This is a genomic window from Pseudomonas sp. H1_G08, from assembly GCF_054681355.1.
Genome location: NZ_CP162822.1, coordinates 2,370,605 through 2,395,108, shown reverse-complemented (window position 1 = coordinate 2,395,108; position 24,504 = coordinate 2,370,605). Strand labels below are relative to the sequence as shown.

24 protein-coding genes are annotated in these 24,504 nt (G+C 59.9%); 13 read left to right on the top strand and 11 right to left on the bottom strand.

Annotated features, from left to right (window positions below; translation table 11 throughout):
• Positions 1-98 precede the first annotated feature (98 nt).
• Complete coding sequence (locus AB4N85_RS10795; protein WP_024013275.1) at positions 99-569, top strand: DUF1289 domain-containing protein; 471 nt, start codon at positions 99-101, stop codon at positions 567-569.
• A gap of 86 nt (positions 570-655) precedes the next feature.
• Here AB4N85_RS10795 and AB4N85_RS10790 read toward each other — a convergent pair whose 3' ends face one another.
• Positions 656-1,519 carry a universal stress protein gene (locus AB4N85_RS10790; RefSeq protein ID WP_041480840.1) on the bottom strand — a complete coding sequence of 288 codons (864 nt, stop codon included), beginning with the start codon at positions 1,517-1,519 and terminating at the stop codon, positions 656-658.
• A gap of 160 nt (positions 1,520-1,679) precedes the next feature.
• Between AB4N85_RS10790 and AB4N85_RS10785 the strand changes: the two genes are divergently transcribed.
• From AB4N85_RS10785 to AB4N85_RS10775, 3 genes are all read left to right on the top strand, one after another.
• On the top strand, positions 1,680-2,288 hold the full coding sequence (locus tag AB4N85_RS10785) for a MiaE family protein (protein WP_056789213.1): 609 nt from the start codon (positions 1,680-1,682) through the stop codon (positions 2,286-2,288).
• Between the two features lie 262 nt (positions 2,289-2,550).
• Positions 2,551-3,258 carry a winged helix-turn-helix domain-containing protein gene (locus tag AB4N85_RS10780; RefSeq protein ID WP_252867792.1) on the top strand — a complete coding sequence of 236 codons (708 nt, stop codon included), beginning with the start codon at positions 2,551-2,553 and terminating at the stop codon, positions 3,256-3,258.
• Complete coding sequence (locus AB4N85_RS10775; RefSeq protein WP_252867791.1) at positions 3,259-4,545, top strand: ATP-binding protein; 1,287 nt, start codon at positions 3,259-3,261, stop codon at positions 4,543-4,545.
• A 99-nt stretch (positions 4,546-4,644) separates the two neighbouring features.
• Here AB4N85_RS10775 and AB4N85_RS10770 read toward each other — a convergent pair whose 3' ends face one another.
• Positions 4,645-5,133, bottom strand: a complete 489-nt coding sequence (locus AB4N85_RS10770) for a GFA family protein (RefSeq protein WP_095180247.1) — start codon at positions 5,131-5,133, stop codon at positions 4,645-4,647.
• 139 nt (positions 5,134-5,272) lie between these two features.
• Here AB4N85_RS10770 and glsB point away from each other — a divergent pair, with 139 nt between their 5' ends.
• The gene (glsB, locus tag AB4N85_RS10765; RefSeq protein ID WP_024013269.1) at positions 5,273-6,181 is read left to right on the top strand and encodes a glutaminase B; all 909 of its coding nucleotides are present in this window, start codon (positions 5,273-5,275) and stop codon (positions 6,179-6,181) included.
• Between the two features lie 182 nt (positions 6,182-6,363).
• Positions 6,364-7,866 (top strand): aldehyde dehydrogenase family protein, encoded by a 1,503-nt coding sequence (locus AB4N85_RS10760; protein ID WP_252867790.1) that lies wholly within the window; start codon positions 6,364-6,366, stop codon positions 7,864-7,866.
• A 48-nt stretch (positions 7,867-7,914) separates the two neighbouring features.
• Here AB4N85_RS10760 and AB4N85_RS10755 read toward each other — a convergent pair whose 3' ends face one another.
• Complete coding sequence (locus AB4N85_RS10755; RefSeq protein WP_071172780.1) at positions 7,915-8,574, bottom strand: carbonic anhydrase; 660 nt, start codon at positions 8,572-8,574, stop codon at positions 7,915-7,917.
• A gap of 58 nt (positions 8,575-8,632) precedes the next feature.
• Positions 8,633-9,100 (bottom strand): cyanase, encoded by a 468-nt coding sequence (gene cynS / locus AB4N85_RS10750; protein WP_252867789.1) that lies wholly within the window; start codon positions 9,098-9,100, stop codon positions 8,633-8,635.
• A gap of 121 nt (positions 9,101-9,221) precedes the next feature.
• On the opposite strand from cynS, the gene cynR reads away from it, so the two are divergent.
• Positions 9,222-10,109 carry a transcriptional regulator CynR gene (cynR, locus tag AB4N85_RS10745; protein ID WP_252867788.1) on the top strand — a complete coding sequence of 296 codons (888 nt, stop codon included), beginning with the start codon at positions 9,222-9,224 and terminating at the stop codon, positions 10,107-10,109.
• Positions 10,110-10,362: 253 nt separating this feature from the next.
• On the opposite strand, the gene AB4N85_RS10740 is transcribed toward cynR, so the two are convergent.
• Together AB4N85_RS10740 and AB4N85_RS10735 are read right to left on the bottom strand one after the other, a co-directional pair.
• Positions 10,363-10,692, bottom strand: a complete 330-nt coding sequence (locus tag AB4N85_RS10740; protein ID WP_252867787.1) for a hypothetical protein — start codon at positions 10,690-10,692, stop codon at positions 10,363-10,365.
• Between the two features lie 542 nt (positions 10,693-11,234).
• Positions 11,235-13,178 carry a DNA topoisomerase III gene (locus AB4N85_RS10735; protein ID WP_460067991.1) on the bottom strand — a complete coding sequence of 648 codons (1,944 nt, stop codon included), beginning with the start codon at positions 13,176-13,178 and terminating at the stop codon, positions 11,235-11,237.
• A gap of 192 nt (positions 13,179-13,370) precedes the next feature.
• Between AB4N85_RS10735 and AB4N85_RS10730 the strand changes: the two genes are divergently transcribed.
• A complete protein-coding gene (locus tag AB4N85_RS10730; protein ID WP_056789235.1) occupies positions 13,371-13,733 on the top strand; it encodes a DUF427 domain-containing protein in 363 nt (120 codons plus the stop codon).
• 53 nt (positions 13,734-13,786) lie between these two features.
• Here AB4N85_RS10730 and AB4N85_RS10725 read toward each other — a convergent pair whose 3' ends face one another.
• The gene (locus AB4N85_RS10725) at positions 13,787-15,409 is read right to left on the bottom strand and encodes an MFS transporter (RefSeq protein ID WP_024013261.1); all 1,623 of its coding nucleotides are present in this window, start codon (positions 15,407-15,409) and stop codon (positions 13,787-13,789) included.
• 132 nt (positions 15,410-15,541) lie between these two features.
• On the bottom strand, positions 15,542-17,203 hold the full coding sequence (locus tag AB4N85_RS10720) for a GMC family oxidoreductase (RefSeq protein WP_252876482.1): 1,662 nt from the start codon (positions 17,201-17,203) through the stop codon (positions 15,542-15,544).
• A gap of 133 nt (positions 17,204-17,336) precedes the next feature.
• On the opposite strand from AB4N85_RS10720, the gene AB4N85_RS10715 reads away from it, so the two are divergent.
• Positions 17,337-18,248: a LysR family transcriptional regulator gene (locus AB4N85_RS10715; protein ID WP_252867784.1), complete on the top strand. Its 912-nt coding sequence runs from the start codon at positions 17,337-17,339 to the stop codon at positions 18,246-18,248.
• Positions 18,249-18,282: 34 nt separating this feature from the next.
• Positions 18,283-18,762, top strand: a complete 480-nt coding sequence (locus tag AB4N85_RS10710; RefSeq protein ID WP_150635037.1) for a GNAT family N-acetyltransferase — start codon at positions 18,283-18,285, stop codon at positions 18,760-18,762.
• Positions 18,763-18,863: 101 nt separating this feature from the next.
• Here AB4N85_RS10710 and AB4N85_RS10705 read toward each other — a convergent pair whose 3' ends face one another.
• From AB4N85_RS10705 to AB4N85_RS10695, 3 genes are all read right to left on the bottom strand, one after another.
• Complete coding sequence (locus AB4N85_RS10705) at positions 18,864-19,967, bottom strand: DNA alkylation repair protein (RefSeq protein WP_252867783.1); 1,104 nt, start codon at positions 19,965-19,967, stop codon at positions 18,864-18,866.
• A 2-nt stretch (positions 19,968-19,969) separates the two neighbouring features.
• The gene (locus tag AB4N85_RS10700) at positions 19,970-20,575 is read right to left on the bottom strand and encodes a glutathione S-transferase (protein ID WP_252867782.1); all 606 of its coding nucleotides are present in this window, start codon (positions 20,573-20,575) and stop codon (positions 19,970-19,972) included.
• Between the two features lie 61 nt (positions 20,576-20,636).
• Positions 20,637-21,545 carry a MurR/RpiR family transcriptional regulator gene (locus AB4N85_RS10695; RefSeq protein WP_236168658.1) on the bottom strand — a complete coding sequence of 303 codons (909 nt, stop codon included), beginning with the start codon at positions 21,543-21,545 and terminating at the stop codon, positions 20,637-20,639.
• 403 nt (positions 21,546-21,948) lie between these two features.
• Between AB4N85_RS10695 and AB4N85_RS10690 the strand changes: the two genes are divergently transcribed.
• From AB4N85_RS10690 to AB4N85_RS10680, 3 genes are all read left to right on the top strand, one after another.
• The gene (locus tag AB4N85_RS10690; protein ID WP_016775095.1) at positions 21,949-22,353 is read left to right on the top strand and encodes a TraR/DksA family transcriptional regulator; all 405 of its coding nucleotides are present in this window, start codon (positions 21,949-21,951) and stop codon (positions 22,351-22,353) included.
• Positions 22,354-22,580: 227 nt separating this feature from the next.
• Positions 22,581-24,185, top strand: coding sequence for a methyl-accepting chemotaxis protein (locus AB4N85_RS10685; RefSeq protein ID WP_252867781.1), 1,605 nt, complete (start codon positions 22,581-22,583; stop codon positions 24,183-24,185).
• A gap of 109 nt (positions 24,186-24,294) precedes the next feature.
• Positions 24,295-24,498, top strand: coding sequence for a hypothetical protein (locus AB4N85_RS10680; RefSeq protein WP_016775093.1), 204 nt, complete (start codon positions 24,295-24,297; stop codon positions 24,496-24,498).
• The last annotated feature ends 6 nt before the right edge of the window (positions 24,499-24,504 follow it).

The following is a 24,504-nucleotide window of genomic DNA, read 5'->3' as shown; positions in this document are numbered from 1 at the left end:
CTGCGACGCCGGCGAGACCTTGCTGTTTGAGGGGTGATCAATGCCCGACAAAGGGCTAACATGCCGGCCTGTTCCGCGTTTCAGTGTTCTGCCCATTTATGCCCAATCAGACCATCAAGACCCCCTGCGTCGGCCTCTGCTCCACCGTTTACGGTGACCTGGTGTGCCGTGGCTGCAAGCGTTTCCATCACGAAGTGATCCATTGGAACGGATACAACGAGGAGGAAAAGCGCGCGGTGTGGCTGCGTCTGGAGCAATTGCTGTCACAAGTGATGGCGAGCAAAGTCGAGATCTTCGATCCGGCGCGCCTGCGCGAGCAGCTCGAACAGCGCAAGATCCGCTTCGTACCGCATCAGTCGGAATATTGCTGGGCCTATCAGCTGATCGCCCGGGGGGCGCGGGTGATCATTAATCTCGAGGCGTACGGGATGGTGTTGCTGCCGGAATTCCGCGACTGGAACCTGCCGGAACTGCGCGATGCCATTGATCGGGAATTCTTCCTGCTGTCGGAAGCGCATTATCAGCGCTACATCGCCCCCGGCTTTCTCAAAGACGCCTTTGGCGCCTGAAAAGCAAAAGATCGCAGCCTTCGGCAGCTCCTACATGGGAATGCGTTCTACCTGTAGGAGCTGCCGAAGGCTGCGATCTTTTGCTCTTAATGTTTCACGGCCAGTTCCACCAGATGATCCTCAACCTCCTGCGGCTTGAGCACCAGCACATCGCTTTCGAGCGTATCCAGCACCGCTTCCGCCGTATTGCCGATCAACGCACCTGACAAACCACTGCGCGCCACCGTGCCAATTACCGTTACTGCCGCCTGGAGCTTGTGCGCCATGAACGGGATCAACACATCCGCCGGGCCTTCCTCAATGTGCAGGTGCTCGTCATCGACATCGAACTCCGCCTGAAACGCCCGGCACTGCTCGCGGTATTTGGCTTCTATGGTCGATTTGAGCTGAAACGTCGGGTCTGCCGCCGAGAGCATCGGCGACGGATGCGCGGTGATCACGTGCAGATGCGCCTTGGCCAGACTGGCGATGTCGTAGCCATGATCGATGATGGTGCTGTGCAAATGCCGGTGCTCACCGTCGGCATTGCCTACATCGACCGCAGCCAGAATCACTTTGTCCTTCCACGAACCGGCGGTTTTCACCAGCAGCACCGGGGTAGGGCAGTGGCGCAGCAGCTTCCAGTCGGCCGGGGTCAGCAGGGCTTTTTTCAGCGAGCTGTCGGGGAAGTGCTGTTTGATCACCAGGCCGCAACCCTCGGCCTGCTGCACATCGATGATGGTTTCGTGCAGGCTCTCGTTCCACGCCTGTTCGGTGGTCACGCTGTACCCTTCGGCGAGCAATGCAGCCTTGAGCACGCTGAGCAGGCCGGCATGGTCATGCTTCTTGTCGCACACCAGTAAATGCAGATGGGCCTGGGTAACACCGGCGATCAGCTTGGCGCGTTTGAGCGCCAGGCTTTCTGCATGTTCAGGTTCGATGACCACCAGAATGCTGCGAATGGCTTGCATGAGCGGAGTCTCCAGCAAAGAAAAGGCACGGCGTTGCACAACTATAGTTGCTACCCGAACGTCTGCGACTTGATGCATATCAACAGCCGCCGCTGGTGGTCTGCGGGCAGGCCGGTATAATCGGCGCCCTTCGCTCGAACACCTTTTTACCGTGAGCCCCATGATCCTTCCCGAAATCCACGAATTCCTTGGCTGCCGCACGCCCGACGCCTGGGTCCAGGCGGCACTGGCCGATCAGGAAACCCTGCTGATCGATCACAAGAACTGTGAGTTCAAGGCCGCCAGCACGGCGCTGAGCCTGATTGCCAAGTACCACGCCCATGTCGACCTGATCAACATGATGTCACGCCTGGCCCGGGAAGAACTGGTGCACCACGAGCAGGTCATGCGCATCATGAAACGGCGCAAGATCGAGCTGCGTCAGCTGCACGCCGGCCGTTACGCCTCGGGCCTGCGCAAAGTGGTGCGCAGCCACGAACCGGTGAAACTGGTGGATACGCTGGTGGTTGGTGCCTTCATCGAAGCGCGCAGCTGTGAACGCTTCGAAGCACTGGTGCCGCATCTGGACGAAGAACTGGGCAAGTTCTATTTCGGTTTGCTGAAAAGCGAGGCGCGGCATTTTCAGGGTTATCTGAAACTGGCCTATCAGTATGGTGATGCCAAGGATGTCGCGCAGGTGATCGAGCGCGTCCGTGTGGCCGAGCAGGAACTGATCGAATCGCCGGACGAGGAGTTCCGCTTCCACAGCGGCGTGCCGGTCGCCGCATGATCGGGTAGGAGCTGCCGCAGGCTGCGATCTTTTGATCTTGTTTTTACAAATCGAAAATCAAAAGTTCGCAGCCTTCGGCAGCTCCTACAGAGGTCCGCAATTCAATCGGACATCATTGTCGGATTGTAAAAAAATCTTAAAAGTATGAAACATCACCGAAAACCGGCCCAAGTGGCCGGTTTTTGCTGTCTGCCGTCATCGCCTGTTTGATGAATGCCAGCATAATATCGGCCCTTCCACGTTTGGCTTGGCAACGATCGTTATGGATAACCTGGGTTTTGGCAAAGTCCTGCTGGTCGAAGACGATGAGCGTCTCGCCGCACTGATCGCACACTTTCTTGAACAACACGGCTACGAGGTGCGCACGGTGCCTCGCGGCGATCTCGCCATGGCTGCATTCCTGGAATTCAAGCCGAAAGTGCTGGTGCTCGACCTGATGTTGCCGGGGCAGAGCGGTTTGCAGGTCTGTCGGGAAATTCGCAGTGTCTCGGACACGCCGATCGTGATCCTCACCGCCAAGGAAGACGACCTCGATCACATCCTCGGTCTGGAGTCCGGCGCTGACGATTACGTGATCAAACCGATCAAGCCGCCGGTATTGCTCGCGCGGCTGCGGGCGCTGCAACGGCGGCAGACGCCGGACACCAGCGTCGTCAGTTTCCTTGAGTTCGGGCAATTGAGCATCGACCGCAGTTGCCGGGAAGTGCGCCTGACCGGTGAGCTGATCGAGCTGACCACCATGGAGTTCGAATTGCTCTGGTTGCTCGCCAGCGCGGCGGGCAAGATTCTTTCCCGCGATGACATTCTCAATCGCATGCGCGGCATCGCTTTCGACGGCCTCAATCGCAGCGTCGACGTCTACATCAGCAAGTTGCGCAACAAGCTCAAGGACAACCCTCGCGAGCCGGTGTGCATCAAGACCGTGTGGGGCAAGGGCTATCTGTTCAATCCGTTCGCGTGGGAGTTGTAGATGCTGCGTTTGTTCCTCGGGCTGTTTCTGGTGATGACAGTGGGTCTGGTGCTGGCGTTGCAGACGGTCGAACACACCTTCAACGCGTTGCTCGACAGCCAGACGCAGGATTACAACCGTGAAGCCGTGCGCGGTCAGGCGTGGTCGCTGGTCGATCATCTGCAAGGCCGCCAGGGCGCCGAGCGTGAACAGAAACTCGATTCATTGCGTGCGCATTACGGTCTGTCGCTGAGTCTGGTCGAGGCCGATCAACTGGCCCTCACACCGCAGGAAAAAGCCGAGCTCGCGCGGAACCTGTTGGTGATCCGCGACGATTACACGCAGTTCATCAGCAACATCGATGGTGGCTCGCAGTTGCTCAGCATCAAGCTGCCGCCAGAGCCGAGCCTGATGCCGTTCTACATCACCGCGGCGTACATGATGCTCGCGGTGTTGATCGGCATCGTTCTGTTTTTCTGGGTGCGCCCGCACTGGCGCGACCTGGAAAAGCTGCGGCTGGCGGCCGAGCGTTTCGGCGACAACGATCTGTCGGTGCGCATCCAGTTGTCGCGGCGCTCGAACATCCGCGATCTGGCCGAGCACTTCAATCTGATGGCGGCGCGCATCGAGGGGCTGATTGCCAATCAGCGCGAGCTGACCAACGCCGTGTCTCACGAACTGCGCACACCAATCGCGCGGCTTTCGTTCGAACTTGATCAGCTCAAACAGCAACCCGACGCGAGCCAGAATCGCGAGCTGATCGCCGACATGTACGCCGACCTCGGTGAGCTGGAGGAGATGGTCTCGGAATTGCTGACCTACGCCAGCCTCGAGCACGGCGCGACAGTGATCAAACGGGAGAATATTCATGCGGCCGACTGGCTCGACAGCGTCGTCGGCAGTGTGGCGCTTGAGGCCGAAGCAGTGGGCGTGCAGCTGTCGATCACCGATTGCCAGGTCGACACTGTAAGCATCGAACCGCGCTTCATGGCGCGGGCGGTGATCAACCTTTTACGCAATGCCATTCGCTACGCCGAGCAGCGCGTCGAGGTGTCGCTGCTGCGCAACGGCAATGACTATGAAGTGCGGGTCAGCGATGACGGGCCGGGTGTGCCGCTGGAGGGACGGGAAAAAATCTTCGAACCGTTTTCCCGACTGGATGCCAGCCGTGATCGGCGCACCGGTGGTTTCGGACTGGGCCTGGCGCTGGTGCGGCGGGTGTCGCAGTCCCATGGCGGGCAGGTTGAGGTTGGCGAATCGGTGTGGGGCGGGGCGTTGTTCAGGATGACCTGGGCGCATCTGGATTGATTGATATTGCGTGACCCGGTCCCTTCGCGAGCAGGCTCGCTCCCACAGGGGATCGCATTCCAAATGTGGGAGCGAGCCTGCTCGCGAAGGGCGCGGTGTTCAGCGAGTTACACCGAGTCGCTCATGCCACTGGGCGATCGATTCTTCAGGATATTCATCAAACTGCTGATCCTTCGGCTTCGCCTCCACCTCGACCCACGGCGCTTTCGAGCCAAGCATCAGGTGCGTGTGTTCCGGCGGCACCGGCAGTGGCGTGTCGATCGCCGAGGCGAATGGGTGAATCAGCTCTGGCCACTCCGGGCTGAACAGCCACAGGCCGCTGCCGCACAGCGAGCAGAAGTGGCGTTCGGCGCTGCTGCGATGGGCGCGCTTGTCGCCGTCGGCTTTCATTTTGGCGTGGTAGACGCTGATGTTTTTGCGTCCGCGAACCTTGAGAGTGGTCGCGTCGCCGCCAAGGTTGATCGCATAACCGCCGCCGCCCTGGGTCTTGCGGCAGATTGAGCAGTAGCAGCGTTGATAGGGATAAGGATGGGCGCTGTCGAGGCTGAACGTGACTTCGCCGCAATGGCAGGAGCCTTCGAGGTGCATGGTGCTCTCCTGTGTCTGAATGGTCCGGTTCAGCCTAGAACATTCTGCTGGATGCTTGCCGGTGTGATGCGACCGGCGGGCGCAGCGTCTAGCCCCAGTGTCCCCGCGATCCCATGGGGCGAGACTTTCGGAACCCGGCATGCAAGCGCTGTTGAACGAGATCCTTGACGCCGTCCGGCCCCTGATCGGGCAGGGCAAAGTTGCTGACTATATTCCCGCCCTCGGCACGGTGCCGGCCAACCAGTTGGGCATCGCCGTGTACAGTAACGATGGCGAAATGTATTGCGCCGGCGACGCTGAAACGCCGTTCTCGGTGCAGAGTATTTCCAAGGTGTTCAGCCTGGTGCAGGCCATCGATCATTCCGGCGAAGCGATCTGGGAACGGCTCGGCCACGAGCCGTCCGGCCAGCCGTTCAACTCGCTGGTGCAACTGGAATTCGAGCGCGGCCGCCCGCGCAATCCGTTCATCAATGCCGGTGCGCTGGTGATCTGCGACATCAACCAGTCGCGCTTCGCCGCGCCGACACTGTCGATGCGCGACTTCGTCCGGCGTCTGTCGGGCAACCCGCAAATCATGATCGACGGCAAGGTCGCCGACTCCGAATACCAGCACCGCGCGCGCAATGCCGCGATGGCCTATCTGATGCAGTCGTTCGGCAACTTTCACAACGATGTCGAAGCGGTGTTGCGCAGCTATTTCAGCCACTGCGCGCTGCGCATGAACTGCATCGATCTGGCCCGGGCGTTCTGCTTTCTGGCCAATGACGGGTTCTGCAAGCACAGCGGCGAGCAGATCCTGACGCGCCGCCAGACCCAGCAGGTCAACTCGATCATGGCCACCAGCGGTCTGTATGACGAGGCGGGCAACTTCGCTTATCGCGTCGGCCTGCCGGGCAAGAGCGGGGTCGGCGGCGGTATCGTTGCGGTGGTGCCGGGGCAGTTCAGCGTGTGCGTGTGGTCGCCGGAGTTGAATGCGGCCGGCAACTCGCTGGCGGGGATGGCGGCGCTGGAGTTGCTGAGCTCAAGGATTGGCTGGTCGGTGTTCTGAAGACACACCAGTATTTCCATTGTGGGAGCGAGCCTGCTCGCGAAGAGGTCGGCACATTCAGCATCGATGTCGTCTGATCGGACGCTTTCGCGAGCAGGCTCGCTCCCACAGGGTGCAGTGTTGCTTTGCAGGATCGTGTTCTATACATTTTCCGGCCGCCCTCTGCATGGTGAATCCGCTTCATGTCTCTTGCGCTCGAACGTCTAGTCGCTGGCACGCCGATCCCTTTCGCTGGTAACCGCGTCACCGTGGTCAGCCCCGAGCTGGCCGCGCGGTTTCAGCCCGGTGACCATTTGCTGGTCGAGCAGGTCAGTGGCGAGTTGTTGCTGATCCCCGTGGCCGATCAACAGGCCGCCTCGGTGGCAATCGAGCGTGCGGCTGCGGCATTCACCGCGTTGTCGGCGGTGTCCGATGAAGCCATCAGCCGGTTCTTCGATCTGTTTGCTCAGCGCCTGGAAAGTCCTGAATGCTGGACGCAGATCGAAGCCGCCAACCGCGCCGACATCGAGCGGGCGAAGGCGCGCGGTCGCTCGACCACACGCTTGCTCGCTGATGAACGCATGCGCCGCGACATGATCGCCGGGCTGCGCGCCTGGCGTGATGCGTCACCGACCCGGGGCAAAGTGATCAGCAGTGTCGAGCACGATGGCTGGAAGGTTGAGCAAGTGGTCTCGCCGCTGGGCATCGTCGCGTTTGTCTTCGAAGGCCGGCCCAACGTATTTGCCGACGCCGCCGGGGTGTTGCGCACCGGTAATACGGCTGTGCTGCGCATCGGCAGCGATGCGTTGGGCACTGCGCAAGCCATCGTCACTCACGCGCTGAATCCAGCACTGGCCGAAGCCGGCTTGCCGGTTGGCGCAGTGTCGTTGGTCGAAAGTGTCAATCATGCTGCCGGTTGGGCGATGTTCGCCGATCGGCGTCTGTCGCTGGCGGTGGCGCGCGGCTCGGGCCGTGCGGTCAGTCAGTTGGGCAGCATTGCTCAGCAGGCCGGCACTGCCGTCAGCCTGCACGGCACCGGCGGCGCGTGGCTGATCGCCGACCGTGACGCCGACGCCACTCGCTTCGCGGCAGTGGTGCGCAACTCGCTGGACCGCAAGGTCTGCAATACCCTGAACGTCTGCCTGATTCAGCGCGAACGCGCCGATGAGCTGGTGCCGCTGTTCCTCGATGCCTTGAAAGACGCCGGTACTGCGCGCGGCCAAGGCTGCAAATTGCACATCGTCGCGGGCAGTGAAAGTTGCCTGCCAAGCGAATGGCAGAACGCAACAGTCGAGGTTTATCGCGCCGAGGGTTACCAGACCGAAGCGCTGGCCGAGTCTTTGCCCGAGTCGGAGCTGGGCCGCGAGTGGGAATGGGAAGAAACCCCGGAAGTCAGCCTGATGATTGTCGACGATCTGGATCAGGCGATTGCGCTCTTCAACCGCTACAGCCCGCAATTCACCGTGTCGTTGATCAGCGAGGCGGCGGCGGTTCAGGAACGTTTCTACAACGCAGTGAATGCGCCGTTCGTAGGCAACGGCATCACCCGTTGGGTCGATGGTCAGTACGCGTTGAACAAGCCTGAGCTGGGTCTTTCGAACTGGGAGAGCGGGCGCCTGTTTGCGCGCAGTGCGATTCTTTCCGGGGATGGCGTGTTTACCGTGCGTAGCCGGATGACTCAGGTTGATCTCAGGGTGAAACGCTGATCTGTTGATCGTTCCCACGCAGAGCGTGGGAACGATCACTGTGGGGAGTCAGGCAGCGTGGCTGGCTTGCGCGCTGATCGCGCAAGTCTCAGGTTGCTCGGCCAGCGGCACAAAGGTGCGACGATCGGAAGAGAGTGCGTCGATCGAACCGGTCTCGATGTCATACACCCAGCCATGCAGATTCAGCCGCCCTTGCTCCTGGGCCAGGCGAACGCTCGGGTGGGTCTGGATATTCGCCAGTTGCGCGATCACGTTCTCGCGCACCATCGAGCTCAATTTCGCCGCGTCGCTGCCATGCACGCGCGCTTCGTTCATTACCTTCGCCGACTCGGCATGCTGCAGCCAGCCGCTGACGGCGGGCAGGTGATCCATGCATTTGCACTGGGCAATTGCCGTCATTGCGCCGCAATCGGAGTGGCCGCAAATCACGATATCGGTCACCCCCAGTACCGCCACTGCATACTCCACCGTCGCCGAGACCCCGCCCGGATGCGGGCTGTAGGAGGGCACGATATTGCCGGCGTTACGGATTACGAACAGTTCGCCGGGCTCTTGCTGGGTCAGTAGCTCAGGCACCACGCGGCTGTCGGAGCAGGTGATGAACAGCGTGCCGGGTTGCTGAGTCGTGGCCAGATGTTTGAACAGCTCGCTGCGTTGCGGGAAGGCTTCGTTCTGGAATTTCAGGAAGCCGTCGATCAGGGCTTTCATGGGCGTGTCCTCGTGGCAGAAATGAGATGGCCCGCACGCAGGATGCGGGCCGGGCGCATTAGAACGGGCGCAGCGGCAGGAACTTGCCGTCGAGCGTCACCACGGCGCGGGAGCCGCCTTCCGGGTCTTCGACTTTCTTGATGTCCAGTTTGAAGTTGATCGCACTGATGATGCCGTCACCGAACTGTTCATGAACCAGCGCTTTCAGCGTGGTGCCGTAGATCTGGATCATTTCGTAAAAACGGTAGATGGTCGGATCGGTCGGCACGCCGCTGAGGCTGCCGCGCAAAGGAATGATCTGCAGAGCGGCGACGTCATCGGCGCTCAGATCAAGCTTGTCGCCGACCACTTGAGCAGCATTTTCCGGCAGAGGATGCTGGCCGAGCAGGGCGGCGGTGACATAAGCCAGGCTGAGGCCGGTGCCGTCAGCGAGATCCTGCCACGACAGATCTTTTTTCGCCTTGGCGTCGACAACGCGGGTGGTCAGAGCCAGGCTGTTGTCGTTGTAGGCGTGGGACTGTTGCATGGTGTCACTCCTTTCAGGGGTTGGCTTGCTTGTGTGGAGACAATGTTGCGCCGGTCGATTCATAGCGTCCAAGACCGATATACAATGCTTCGCATAAGCCCTGCCTATAGATGGTGTCCTCATGCTGTTGCGACATTTGCGTTATTTGCTCGCCGTTGCCGATCACGGTGGCTTCACCCGCGCCGCCGAAGCGCTGCACGTGTCGCAGCCGACCCTGTCGCAACAGATCCGGCAACTGGAAGAGACCCTCGGCGTGAGCCTGTTCGATCGCGCCTCACGCACGGTGAAGCCGACGGATGCAGGCGCGGCTTACATTGAATGCGCACGGCGCGTGCTGGTGGAGCTGGAGGCCGGGCAGCGCGCCTTGCACGACGTGAAGGACTTGTCCCGCGGCACGCTACGCCTGGCGATGACACCGACGTTCATGGCGTATCTGGTCGGGCCGTTGGTGCGTGATTACAGGGCGCGGTTTCCCGGGATTCATCTGGAAATATTCGAACTGTCGATGGACGACATCGAGGCAGGGCTGGCGGATGATTCGCTGGATGTCGCGATCGCGTTTACGCCGGTGCGCAATGCCGATATCGAATGCTTACCGGCGTTTACCGAGACGCTGGGGATCATGGTCGGGCCTGGGCATCCGCTCTATGACAGCCCTTCGGTGTTGACGCCGACGGAATTGGCTTCACTGGATTTCGCCTTGCTGGCGCCGGGCTTCATTACGCGGTTATTGGTGGATGAGTATTTCCGTGAGCAGGGGATTACGCCGCAGGTGCGGATTGAAGTGAATTCGGTGAGTACGCTGCTGGAAGTGGTGCGGCATGCGCCGCTGGCGACCATGCTGCCCGAGGCGATTGCCAGCGAAGACCGCGCGTTGCGCCGCTTGCGTGTTGAAGGGGAGGCGCCGCAGCGGGGAGCGGCGTTGTTGCGGCGCAGGAATAATTATCACAGCGCGGCGGCGTTGGCGTTTGTGGAACTGGTGCTCGGCATGAAAAGCCCCTCACCCTAACCCTCTCCCAGCGGGAGAGGGGACTGACCGAGGTGTTTGGTCAAGTTACGCCGACCTGAACGAGCTTCGTTGACTCATAATCGCCACGGTCATTCAGGTCTACGGTTGAGCTGAGGCAACTCGGTCGGCTCCCTCTCCCTCGGGAGAGGGCTGGGGTGAGGGGCGACGGGGGCACTCACGCCGCATAACTCAAAAGAACAACAAAGGGCCTGCTCCCAATCGGAAGCAGGCCCTTAGTCAAATAATCTACAACTCAATAAAACCGATCAATCACCCGAACTTCATTTTTGTTCTGCATCGAATCCCACGCCTGTTTCAGCGTTTGCAGCACGTTCCCAATGAAGTCCTTGTCGGCCGCAGCCTTCTTGCCGACATAACCGTGGCCGCGGCGGTACATCTTCAGGCGGGCCAGCAGGTTCTGGTGGTTGCGGTCGAATTCTTCTTCGCCAGCGTGGGGCGACAGGCAGTCGATGTGCACCTGCCCCGACTTGCTGATCCAGAGAATATGGCTGTCGTGGTTGTCTTTCTGCGCCGCGAACATACGAGCCAGTTCTTCGATGGTGGGTTGATTGTTCAGATTCATTGTTATGCCCCTTGACCAGTCTGGTGATCTTTCAAAGTTGATTCGCTAATACAGGTAGCCCATCGGTTAGTTGATCCCTGGCACCGAAACCAGGACGTCAGCGTTCGCCCGTGTGAAGTACGGGGTCGTGCATCTGTTGCATGTAGTCGTGTTGAATAACTGCTACGCAATAGCGTCACAACGAGGAGAAGCAGCGAAAACCGGGAGGCTCCTTGACGACAATCCAGTGTCGGCCACAAGCGTCTTGAGAATTTTCGCCAGCGCTTCTCGTCCTTGTACTGGACGTTCAGGCCAGGTCAGCTTCTTCAATCTGCCTTGTGGGCAGCGTGTATCCGGAAAAAACAACTCGGCGGTCAGACGAGTTTGCTCAAGCGTGTTACCAGTGCTCCCGATCGGGGAACGTCTTCATCATGCAAAAGCAAAACGACGCCGTCAACGGTTTTGTAGTGATTATTTTCAAGCACTACATATTGTCGGACAAAGCTGTTTTGGAATGAGAAAAGATCCGTTTCGACAACGTCGAGAAGGGAACCGCGAGGGATTCAGCGAGTCGTCGGACGCGCCGTGCGTTTGCGCGTACCGGCGGTTTTGCTGGCAGTCGACTTGCGCTTTTTTTTCCACGGCGCTGCGGCTTTGCCGGCAGGCGGCGGGCCGCTGATGGTCAGGCTGAGGGCGGAGCAGCGGGTGACCTGCTTGCTCATCCACGCGGCCTGTTTGGTCACGAATTCTTCCAGACTCATCTCGCCGCTCTGCACCATGTCCAGGGCCTGTTCCCAGATCGCCGTGGTGCCAGGGTCGGCGATCGCGCGAGGCACTGCGTCGATCAGGCTGAACGCGGCAGGTGTCGCCGCCAGCGCCTTGCCGTTCTTGACCAGATAACCGCGATCCAGCAGCCCTTGGATGATCGATGCACGGGTAGCTTCGGTGCCGATGCCGGTGGTGTCCTTGAGTTTCTGTTTGAGCAGCGGATCCTCGACCAGTTTGGCGACGTTTTTCATCGCCTTGATCAGATCGCCTTCGGTGTAGGGTTTTGGTGGCTGCGTCCACAGATGCTTGAGATTCACTTTCGATACAGCGCATTCGACGCCTTGGCTGAGGGTCGGCAAGGTTTGCGGTGCTGGTGCTTCGCGGCCCCTGGCCGGTGCCAGTGCTTCGGGCAATGCGCGCTTCCAGCCCGCTTCGATGATCTGCTTGCCCACCGCGCGCAGGGCCTGCCCGTTGCAATCGAAATCGGCCTGGGTGCGATCGTATTCGTGATTGGGCAGGAACTGCGCCAGGTAGCGCGCGCGAATCAGTGTGTACACCGCACGATGCTTGCCGCTCAGGCGTTCAAGATTCTTCGCGGCGATGGTGGGAATGATGCCGTGGTGAGCGCTGACCTTGGCGTCATTCCACGCCCGCGAGCGCCTTTGCGGTTCGAGATAACCCTGCAAGGCTTCAAGGCTCGGATCGGCCTGGCGCAACGCTGTGAGGATCGATGGCGCCTCACTGTGTTGGCTCAACGGCAGAAAGCCGCAATCACTGCGCGGATAGGTGATGACTTTGTAGGTTTCGTAAAGGGCCTGGGCGATGTCGAGGGTTTCCTGCGCGCCAAGGCCAAGCTTTTTCGAGCAGACTTCCTGCAAGGTGCCAAGATCGAAGGGCAGCGGCGCCACTTCGCGCATGCGCTCGGTCTTCAGCTTGATCACCCGTGCGCTGTCAGCACTGCTGATCGCCGCCGCCGCTTGTTGCGCCAACGGCTGATTAAGGCAGCGATCCTGATCATCACAAATGTCCGACGGCGCGCGCCATTGCGCGGTAAACGCCGTTCCGTTGTGCAGCAAATCCACGTCGATTGCCCAGAACGGTACGGGGACGAAATCGGCGATGCTGCGGTCGCGGTCGACCACCAGTCGCAGGGTGGGCGTTTGTACTCGTCCTACCGGCAACACGCCCTGATAACCCGACTGCCGGCCCAGCAAGGTGAACAGTCGACTCATGTTCATGCCGATCAACCAGTCCGCCCGCGAACGGCCCAGCGCCGAGTGATACAGGCTGAACGTCTCTGCGCCCGGTTTCAGCGCTGCCAGCGCCTTGCGAATCGATGCCTCGTCCAGTGCCGACAGCCACAAGCGGCGGATCGGCCCGCGATAGCGGCAGTGCTCGACCAGTTCCCGGGCGATCATCTCGCCCTCACGGTCGGCATCGGTGGCGATGATCAGTTCGCTGGCATCGCCGAGCAGGCGCTTTACCGCTTTGTACTGGCTGGCAGTGCGCGGCTTGACGGTCATTTTCCACTTGTCCGGAATGATCGGCAGATCGGCCAGCACCCAGCGTTTGTAGCGCGCGTCGTAGGCGTCCGGCGGCGCGGTTTCAAGCAAATGGCCGATGCACCAGGTCACTGTGACGTCCGTCCCCAACCAGCAGCCGTCGCCGCGACGCTTGGCGCCGAGTACGGCCGCAATGTCTTTGGCCTGGGAAGGTTTTTCACAGAGGTACAGCCGCATAGCTACCATCGCTGGTTAGTGTGTGGAGAGGGCACAGGATGGCGGGAGTTCGCGGCGGGAGCAACTTTTATCTGTATGGATATACAGATAAAAGCGTTGCAGGAGGTTTAGCCGTTCGGCCGTAATCCAGTCGAGCTGCGCAACCATCAGCTATACCTGAACCGGTCTCTTCGCTGTGCTCAGGAGAACCTCATGAAAAGCCCCAGTCCCGTGATCAGCCTGGAACAACTTGCCGGCTGTCTGCTGGTGAAGTTCCACGGCATCCAGGTCGCCGCGTCCTCTCACGCGATGATCCTCAACGAAGCCAACTATCCGCCGGTGTACTACATCCCGCGCGAAGACATCGACGAAAAATACTTCGCCCGCACCGACCACACCAGCTATTGCCCGTACAAGGGCGACGCCAATTACTTCAGCCTGCAAGTGCCGGGGCATGAGGGCGCCAATGCGGTGTGGACTTACGAAAAACCCAAGATCTCGGTTGAACCGATCCGCAACTATGTGGCGTTTTATCCGGACCAGGTGAAATTCGAAGTGATCAAAGCGGACGCCTGAAGCAAAAAATGGCGAGAGAATCGCTTCCCTCGCCATTGTTGTCAGCGGGTTTTTCAGTTTTTATCGAGATCGATATTCTTCGTCTCACGCAGACAGATCATCCCCACCACCAGGCTCACCCCGGTGATCAGCACCGGATACCACAGCCCGTAGAAAATATCCCCGGTGTACACCACCAGCGCAAACGACACGGTGGGCAGGAATCCGCCGAACCAGCCGTTGCCGATGTGATAGGGCAGCGACATAGAGGTGTAGCGAATGCGGGTCGGGAACAGTTCGACCATCAACGCGGCCAGCGGGCCGTAGCACATGGCCGAGATGATGATCAGCGCGACGATCAGGGCGACGATCATCGGTTTGTTGATCTGCTGCATATCGGCTTGTTGCGGGTAGCCGGCGAGGGTGATCGCGCCGCGCAGTGCCGCCTCATCGAAACCATCCAGCTTCACGTCGCCGACACTCACTTGCACAGCGCTGCCCGCAGGTGCAGCGACGCTGGAGTAGGGCAGGCCTTGCTTGACCAGGAAGGTCTTGACCTTGTCGCACGGGCTGTCGAATTTGGCCTTACCCACCGGATCGAACTGGAACGTGCAAGTGGCGGGATCGGCGAGGACGGTGATCGGTGCCTGACGGCTGGCCTGATCGATCGCCGGGTTGGCGTAGTGGGCCAGGGATTTGAAGATCGGGAAGTACAGCGCGGTCGCCAGCAACAGACCGAGCATCAGCACCGGTTTGCGCCCGACCTTGTCCGACAGCCAGCCGAAAAAGATGAAGAATGGCGCGCCGATCACCACGCTGATGATCAACAGGCTGTTGGCCACCGCCGGGTCCATTTTCAGGAACTGGGTGAGGAAGAACAGCACATAGAACTGCGCAGCGTAAAAGGTCACCGCTTGCCCGGCGTTGATGCTGAACAGCGCGATCAGCACGACTTTGAGGTTTTCCCATTTGCCGAAGGATTCGCGGATCGGCGCCTTCGAGGTTTTGCCTTCTTCCTTCATTTTCAGGTAGGCCGGCGACTCGTGCAGGCTCAGGCGAATCCAGGTGGAAATACCCAGCAGGACGATCGACAGCAGGAACGGAATGCGCCAGCCCCAGACTTCAAACTGGTCGCCGGTGAAGTAGCGGCAACCGAGCACTACCAGCAGCGAGAGCAACAGGCCGAGGGTAGCGGTGGATTGAATCCAGCTGGTGTGAAAGCCGCGTTTGCCGATAGGCGCATGTTCGGCCACGTAGGTGGCCGCACCGCCGTATTCGCCACCGAGCGCCAGGCCCTGAAGCATGCGCAGCACCACCAGAATGATCGGCGCGGCGATGCCGATGCTGGCGTAGGTCGGCAGCAGGCCGACGCAGAACGTCGCCACGCCCATCAGAATGATCGTCGCCAGAAAGGTGTATTTGCGCCCGATCATGTCACCCAGACGGCCGAATACCAACGCACCGAACGGCCGTACGATGAAGCCGGCGGCGAACGCCATGAGCGCGAAGATGAACGCCGTGGTGTCATTGACCCCGGCAAAAAACTGCTTGCTGATCACCGCCGCGAGGGCGCCGTAGAGGAAGAAGTCATACCACTCGAACACCGTCCCGAGTGATGAAGCGAAGATGACTTTCTGCGTGGCGTTGCTGGTCTCGGCGCTGCCCGCAGCGTCCAGCGGCTGAACGTGTTCTGACATATCGGTATCCCTCACAGTGATTGTTTTTGTTGTTCCACTGGTGTTGCGTGTCCGGTAATGCGCGATGCCTGAGTCTGGTGATGATTGCTGTGGGAGCGAGCCTGCTCGCGAAAGCTTTTTGCCAGTCAACTCCTAGGCTGAGTGAGCTACCGCATTCGCGAGCAGGCTCGCTCCCACAGGGGAAATATCTACAGGTCTGGACAAAATCAGTTGTGCCGCCTTCTCGGCAATCATCAGCGTAGGCGAACAGGTGTTGCCCGAGGTGATGCGCGGCATGATCGACGCATCGGCAACGCGCAGACCCGGCACACCATGCACGCGCAATTGCGCATCGACCACCGCGTCACCGTCATTGCCCATGCGGCAGGTGCCGACAGGATGGAAAATCGTCGTGCCGATCTTCGCCGCCGCTTCATGCAATTGTTCTTCGCTTTGCAAGCTGTCGCCGGGCAGGTATTCGACCGGTTTGAACGCTTGCAGGGCAGGGGCGCTGACGATGCGCCGGGTCAGGCGAATCGCATCGGCGGCGACGCGCAGATCTTCTGGATGGCTGAGGTAATCGGGCTGGATCAGCGGCGCTGCTTGCGGATCGGCCGAGCGAATCTCGATGCGTCCACGGCTCTGTGGGCGCAGGTCGCACACCGAGGCGGTGAACGCCGGGAAGCTGTGCAGCGGCTCACCAAAGCGCTCCAGCGACAGCGGTTGCACGTGATATTGCAGGTTCGCCGAGGTTTGCTCGGGACCGGAGCGGGCGAATGCGCCCAACTGACTCGGCGCCATCGACAACGGCCCGCTACGGTCATACAGATAACGCAGGCCCATGCCCATCTTGCCCCACACGCTGCCGGCGATCTGGTTCAGCGTACGGGCGTTTTCCAGCTTGTAGATCAGCCGCAGTTGCAGGTGATCCTGCAGGTTGCCGCCGACCCCCGGCAGCTCATGAATCACGCCTATCCCTACGCGTTCGAGCAGCGGCCGCGGACCGATGCCGGAGCGCTGCAGAATGCTCGGCGAGCCGACTGAACCGGCGCACAAAACAATCTCCTTGCGCGCCTTGAACTGTTTGATCTGACCTTCATGCTGCGCGCTGACTTTCGCCGCGCGGCCGTTCTCCAGCAACACACGATCAACCTCGACGCCGGTCAGCACAGTCAGGTTCGCCCGACTGCGCAGTGGTTTCAAAAAGGCCTTGGCCGCGTTCCAGCGTACCCCGGCTTTCTGGTTGACCTGAAAGTAACCGCAGCCCTCGTTGTCGCCCTGGTTGAAGTCATTGATGCTGGCGATGCCGCTTTGCTCGGCGGCGCTGCGAAAGGCATCCAGAATCGGCCACGACAGGCGCTGCTGTTCGACCCGCCATTCACCCTGATCGCCATGAAACTCGGCGCCGCCGGCAAAGTGGTTTTCGCTCTGTTTGAACAGCGGCAGCACATCCTTCCAGGCCCAGCCTGGATTGCCTGCGGCCGCCCATCCGTCATAATCGCCGGCCTGGCCGCGCATGTAGATCATGCCGTTGATCGACGAACAGCCGCCCAGCACCTTGCCGCGCGGATAACTCAGCGCGCGGCCGTTGAGGCCGGGTTGTTGTTCGGTTTTGAAGCACCAGTCGGTGCGCGGATTACCGATGCAGAACAGGTAACCCACAGGAATGTGAATCCAGGCGTAGTTGTCGCGTCCGCCGGCTTCGAGCAGCAACACCCGCTGCTGTGGATCCGCAGAGAGCCGGTTGGCCAGCAAGCAACCGGCGGGGCCGGCGCCGACCACGATGTAGTCGAATTCATCCAGGGACGTCTGCATGCCCTGACCTCGCTTTTTGTTTTTATTGTCGGACACTCTAGTTGTTAGCTTTCGTTAAAAGAATGTTAGTTTTTGCGCAGCCGCTGTGCGTTTTCAAACAGCGTGCAACGACGATAGCCGACAAGGACCCGCCATGTTCGACTGGAACGACCTGCGCTTTTTTCTCGAGCTGCAACGCAGCGGCCGCCTGCTCACTGCCGCGCGCCGGCTCAACACCACCCACGCGACAGTGGCGCGGCATATTGAATCGATCGAGAAAAGCCTCGGCACTGCGCTGTTCGTCCAGCACGCCCAGGGCTATGAAATGACCCCGGCGGGGGAAGCGCTGCTCAAGCACGCCGAAGCGATGGAAAACGTCGCGCTGCTGGCGCAGGAAGAAATCACCCAGTCCACCGCGCCGCTGGGCAAGATCCGCGTCGGCGTCACCGAAGGCCTTGGCATCAAATTCCTCGCCAGTCGCATGATCGGTCTGTTCGAGCGCTATCCCGGGCTGGAAGTGGAACTGGTCGCCGTGCCGCGCTTCGTCAGCATCCTCAACCGTGAAGCGGAGATCAGCATCCACCTCGAACGGCCATCCGCCGACATGCTGGTCACGCGCAAGCTCACTGACTATCGACTCGCGTTGTACGCCAGCCAAACCTACCTCGACAAAGCGCCACCGCTGCATAGCCGCGAGGACCTGGGCCGACATGCGTGGATCGGTTACGTCGACGATCTGCTGTTCAGTCAGGAACTGATGTTCCTCAACAGCTTCTGCCGCAGCCCGCGCGTGGTGTTTCACAGCACCAGCGTCATCGCCCAGCAGGAAGCGGCGCGCTCGGGGTTGGGCATCGCCGTGCTGCCGTGTTACATGGCCGCGTCCGACCCGGATCTGGTGGCGCTGCTGCCGGATGAAAGCATCGAACGCAGCTACTGGATCAGCACGCGGCGGGAGTTGCACAAATCGGTGCGGCTGCGGGTGGTCTGGGATTATGTGGTGGGGTTGTGTGAGGCAGAGCAGGGGTTGTTGCTGGGAAGATCTCAGGTTGGCTCCTCTTTTGCTTGAAAGCGCCAAGGACTTTTAGCAATGGAGAGCAGCAATGAGGGAATGGCTTACCGTTCGCGACATCAACCCGGACACCATGAAGGCCATCAGTGACGGCGTCTTACAGCATGGCCGAGCCTTGTCCGAGGCTCGCGGCCGACAAGCTGAGGCCATCGCCTGTTCGCTGATGGAGAACGGGGCACTAATCGGCGGCGCTTCCGGTAGAACCGAATTCAGGCGTCTGTTTGTCAATTACCTGTGGATCAACGCGCAATGGCGTGGAACCAGGCTGGGTACTCAGGTGTTGCACAAGCTTGAGGCATTAGCGGTTGAAAGAGCATGCGTAGATGCGTTGATCGAAACACTGGATGACGACGTCGCCCGTTGGTACACCCGCTGCGGATACCGATTGATCGCGCACGTGCCTGAGTACTGCGGCCCGTGGAGTCGCCATACGCTGTTGAAAGTGCTTGTGACAACAGGTGCTCCCTCAGGGCTTAATTCGGCGTCCCATACGGAAGTTGGTAACTACTGAGGCGGGAGTTCGTCCATTGTGCTGCCGCGCTCATTATCGATGCACGGCTGCCAGTGCACTGATTCGCGACCGGTCTTCAAGACCAATCAATGACTCATTTCTCAAATCAAAACCTCAAACCCTGCACTACCCACCACCTTTCCGTTAATCATCACCTGCACTCCATGCCGGCCGGCAAAATGCTTGCGTGTCGTGAAATCCTTGATGACCTGTCTGCGCTGCACAAGCGCCACCCCAAACCCCGGCAATTCCACCGTCTTCAACTTGAATACCTTCCTCGAAACCCCGCCATTCGCCTTCACATACTCAATCGCATAGTCGATCACCAGCCGCTGTTCATGCGCCACCGTCGACTTCACCACAAACGACAACGTAATCGCTTCCCCCAACCTCACCACCGCCGGCTCAACCCGGGCATCCGACAACTCAACCTCAGCCTTCGCCCCCGCGCCAATCACCGTCAGCGCGCGCACGTTGCCCTGTTTGATCAAGCTGCGCAGCGCATGCTTGGCAATCCAGGCGGTGTGCTTGTTATCCAGCGACCAACCTTCAATCGTGTCCAACACCCACTCCGGATGCACTTTCGTCACATCATTCAAATGATTCGCCACGGACTTGCGCACGTACAAGCTCTCATCCGCCTTCAACCGATTCAGTATCCCGGCGGCCAGCAGCGGATCCGCTTGTACCGCTTCCAACCGAAAGGACCACGGCAGGCGAGGGCGGCTGCCTTCGCTGGCTAGTCGGCGGACGTGATGGTTTTCTTCGCGGGTCCAGTCATGCATTCGTTCCAGCGAGCGCTCGAGGTCGCTGCGCAGAAAGTAACGGATGGCGAATTCGGAGGAGCCGAAAGTGGTGAAGTATTTCAGGGCTTCCATGGAGGTATCGAAGGCGTGCCCGCCATAGCTCGCGACGTAGTGCGGCAGGCACATGCTGACGAAACCGCTGTTCAGACGCGGCGCGAGTTCGAACAGCACTTCGAGGGAATCTTCGTAGTCCAGCGGCAGCACGGCGTGCAGGCTTTCGCTGACACGCGCCATGCGTTGCATCACTGATAATTCAGCGAGTCCGTCCTGGGCGTGTTTGAGAAACGCCTTGGCCTTGAATGCCGGGTACACCGCGCTCATTTCGTCAGCGATGTGCTGCAAGCGCTCGGCGTTGAAGATTTCCTTTAACGCCGGGGCGGCGGTGTCGGTCGTGCTCATGGTCAGGTCATCGGTGTGCTGATGAACGCGTCGGTGCCTTCTGCGTAGGCGGTGTATTCGGCGATGCGTGCATAGCGCGCGGAGTCGACCTGATCGGGCACGACGAGGTTGGTGAAGCTCCAGGCAACCGCCAGGCTTATGCCGGTCTGGGAGAGGGAGCCGTCGACCGGCAAGTCAATTTGCTCAAGTTCTTTTTCCAGGGCGGTAAACGCGGCGGCGAGTTGGCCTTCAACGCGTTCAACCCAAGGTTGATACTGAATGTCGGCCGGGCGCAAGTTGCGTTCGTAATACAGCTGCACGGCTTTTTCGCAAGCGGCGAGGCTGAGGCCGATCAGACGCAGGGCGTGGGCGCGTTGTGTGAGATCGCTGGGCAGCAGGCTCTTGCCGGAACTGGCTTCGAGGTAGTCGAGGATGAGGGTCGAGTCCATCAGGACCACGCCGTCGTCGAGGATCAGCGTGGGCGCCTTGACCACCGGGTTGATCTGCTGGAATTGCTCGAAGTGGCGGAACACCGAGACCGACTCGTGTTCGAGGTCAATCCCCAGGCATTTGGCGGAGATTGCTACGCGGCGTACGTAAGGGGAGTCGAGCATGCCGATCAGTTTCATGACGCGTTCCTTCAAGTCGAACCGGTGGGAACGCATAACCTAGCCGAGCCTGAGACAATTGTCAGTCGTCGAATCCGGGTTGTTCGTGAATCTCATCGACATTCAGTTCCAGCCGATAGGCCACCGCCACAAACAGCGCCTGACATAAACACAGTGTCGCGCTTAGCGAACGAAAGGCCAGCGCACTGCCTTCATTGACCAGCAACACGCTATTGGCAAGTTTCGCCAGTGGCGACAGAGGGCTGTCGGTGATGATCAGGGTATTGGCGTCTTGCTGTTGTGCGAATCGCAGGCAGTGCTGGGTTTCCTTGGCGTAGGGCACAAAACTGATGGCGATGACCAGGTCGTTGGCGCGCACGCTGCGCATTTGCTCGCGATAGCTGCCGCCGATGCCGGAGACGAGATGAATGCGCTTCTGGGTGTGCTGCAGGTTGTAAACCAGATAATCGGCGACGGCGAACGAACGGCGGACCCCGACCACATAGATGTCGTCGGCATTGACGATGAGATCGACAGCTTTGTCGAACGCAGCCCCATCCAGTTCGCGGCCCAAACGTTCGATGCCCGATAGCGTTGCGTCGATGCACTCGCGGACAAGCTCGCCGCTGTTGGCGGTCTGCGATTTGTTGGCGATCAGGCTGCGGATGCGTTTTTGATAGTTCTGCGCCGGCGTGGCCTTGTGCGTCCAGGCCTGGCGGAACAGCGCCTGCATTTCGCTGAAGCCGCTGAACCCGAAGCGCTGCGAAAAACGCACGATGGCGGACGGATGCACCTCGCATTCACGAGCGATGTCGCTGATGCGGTCGACCATGATTCGCTCGCTCTGCTGGCTAATGTAACTGGCGATGCGTTTAAGCTGACGCGGAAGGGCGTCATATTCGTCGCTAATCGTTTGCAGCAGACGCTCGGCAGTGATCGGGGGGCTGGCGAGCGAAAGTTCGTCGGCGGCCGGCAGATCGGGGCGGGGCATAGGACATCCTTCGGGCGGGTTGATCACGCGGTAAGCCTGATCATAGAAGGGCTGCGCGGGCTCTGCCGGGCTGAAACGATGCACCTTGCGAGAATAATTTCCGCTGTCGATGGCGGCATGGTTAGCCGTTTGTCTTCTATATACAGCCGCTGGAGTGAATTTCTTGCTATAAACGCACTCCGATGGCCGTGTGAAGCCTGTGTCAGAGCAGTTTCCTGGTCCTGTCGGACAAATTCCCTGTATTTACAGTTGCTGAGGCCTTGATCGGGCCTTAGACTGCCGCCCCTCGTAAATTGAGTGCCGGGTGGCGTTTGCAATAAAACGATGCCTTTTCGACGGCCGACACGGTTCGCCGAAACGCTCCCTTATTCGCCTTAATGCACGTTTTTTTATAGAGATATCAATGACAAAGGACAAGTTGCTGGCTATGCCGGCAGATGACTACATGAATGCAGAGCAACACGCTTTCTTCACTGAGCTGTTGCAGAACATGAAAGTCGAAACCCACGAGCGCATTGAGCAAAACCGTATCGCCATCGAAAGCCTGGACACCCCGGCTGACCCGGCGGACGCGGCTTCGGTTGAAGAAGAGCGCACCTGGCTGGTCAACGCGATCGATCGCGACCAGCGCATGCTGCCGCAGTTGGAACAAGCTCTTGAGCGCATCAAGGACGACAGCTTTGGCTGGTGCGACGACAGCGGCGAGGCCATTGGCCTGAAGCGTCTGCTGATCAGCCCGACCACCAAGTACTGCATCGAAGCTCAAGAGCGTCACGAGCAGATCGACAAGCACCAGCGTCAGGCCTGATTCTGTGGGGTGACCCTTTCAACAGGGGCGCCTTGAAAAGATCGCAGCCTTCGGCAGCTCTACACGGAGTTGCGCGAGGCTGCGATCTTTGTTTTTGCTCGTCTGCGATATTTCCCCGTCGTTCCCTTGACCTGCCACAGACCTCACGACTAACGGACCATGGATAATGGCGTTGTAGTGGCGTTTAATGCAGTCACAACAATGAGAACAAACGTGGGGTGATCAAGATGACGAGAGATGGATCTCTGGTTGCGGCGCTGCCTGCACCAGTGCTTTTGCCGAAAAACCGCTGGATCGCGCCGACCCTGCAAAGCATCGCTCTGATGCTGTTGCTGGCCGGCATGGCTCTGGCCGAATGGTCGCTTTACCTCGGCATGCCGCTGGCGGTGCTGATTGTCTGGCTGCCGCGCCTGCGTTCGCGCAACGTTCCAGCTGCTGTCCCGGTCGATAGTGCGAGCGCATTGTCCGCACTGACTCGCGATCTCTCCTACACCACCAGTCACAACGCACTGTCTGCCGCCGGCGTGGCGTTTTCGGTCAAAGCGCTAGCCAGCAAACTTGAATCGCAACTCGACGCGGCGGCGCAGATCGTCAGCAACGCCGAAGTGATGATCGCCACCGAACAGGCGACTTCACAGCTCAGTCGCGACGCGCTGGACGCCGCCAGCGAAGCGCATCACAGCAGCGCGGCGGGGCGCAGCGAACTGCTCGACTCGATTTCGCGCATGCAGCAACTCAGTCAACGCGCCAACGCCAGTCGCGAGCTGATCGAGGCCCTGAGTGTGCGCAGCGACGACATTCAGCGGGTGACGCTGGTGATTCAGTCGATCGCCAGCCAGACCAATCTGCTGGCCTTGAACGCAGCTATTGAAGCGGCCAGGGCGGGCGAACATGGTCGCGGTTTCGCCGTGGTCGCCGATGAAGTACGCGGATTGGCGGCACGGACGGCGGCGGCCACGGGCGAAGTCGGTGAGATGGTTGCAGACATTCAGCAGCGCACCGCGCAAGTGGTGGCGCAGATTCGCGAGTTGTCGAGTGATCTGCATACTGGCGTCGAACAGGTCGAGCACACCGGTCAGCATCTGGAGAATATCGCGCGACTTGCCGCCGGAGTGGAAACCCAGGTCAGCGAAATCGCCCGTGGCGCGCAAACCAATCGCGAGCAGCTTGATGCGCTGTTCAGCGCGATTGAGCAAATGCGTAGCGATCTGGCGATCAGCGATCAGCAGACCCGCCGCCTCGCCGAGGCAGCGGTGCAGATGGAAGGGCAGGCGGAAACCATCAGCGAACGCTTGGCCGAAGTCGGTCTGGACGACTATCACCAGCGCATTTATGACCTGGCGCGCGAAGGTGCGAGCCTGATCGCAGCCCGCTTCGAGGCGGATGTCGAGCAGGGGCGGATCAGCCTGGATGATTTGTTCGATCGCAGCTACCAGCCGATTCCGGGTACCGAACCAGCCAAATTTCAGACCAGGTTTGATCAGTACACAGATCAGGTCTTGCCCGCGATTCAAGAGCCTCTGTTAGCGCGTCATGAAGGTTTGGTTTTCGCGATCGCCTGCACGCAGCAGGGTTATGTGCCGACGCATAACCAGGCATTCAGCCAGCCGTTGACCGGTGATGTGCAGGTCGACACGGTAAATAACCGCACCAAACGCAAATTCGCTGACCGCACGGGCATCCGTTGCGGCAGCCATCAACAACCAGTTTTGCTGCAGACTTACACGCGCGATACGGGTGAGCTGATGCATGATCTTTCGGTGCCGATCATGATCAAGGGCCGACACTGGGGCGGGTTGCGTCTGGGCTATAAACCTGAGAACCCACACTGAGATTATTACCGTTGACGCAATGAGTCTGTGCACGGCGGTTGCTGTTTCCTCTCGAAGGAAAGCTTTAATCTGGCGACTTAGTTAGGTAGCTAATTATTTCGGAGGGCACATGCAGTGCAGGGTGGATGTGGCAGTGATGATCGGCAGCGGCGTTCCGGCCGGTTTACGCGCGATGGGGCGCAGTGTGTGCTGGGTGGTTTTGCTCAACGGGGAGCGACGCGGCACAGCCTTCGCCAGTCGCGATGAAGCGGAGGAGTGCAAGGCTGCCTGGCTCGAACAACTGAACATCGAGCCCGGCGACAGCCTGCACTGATCGCCC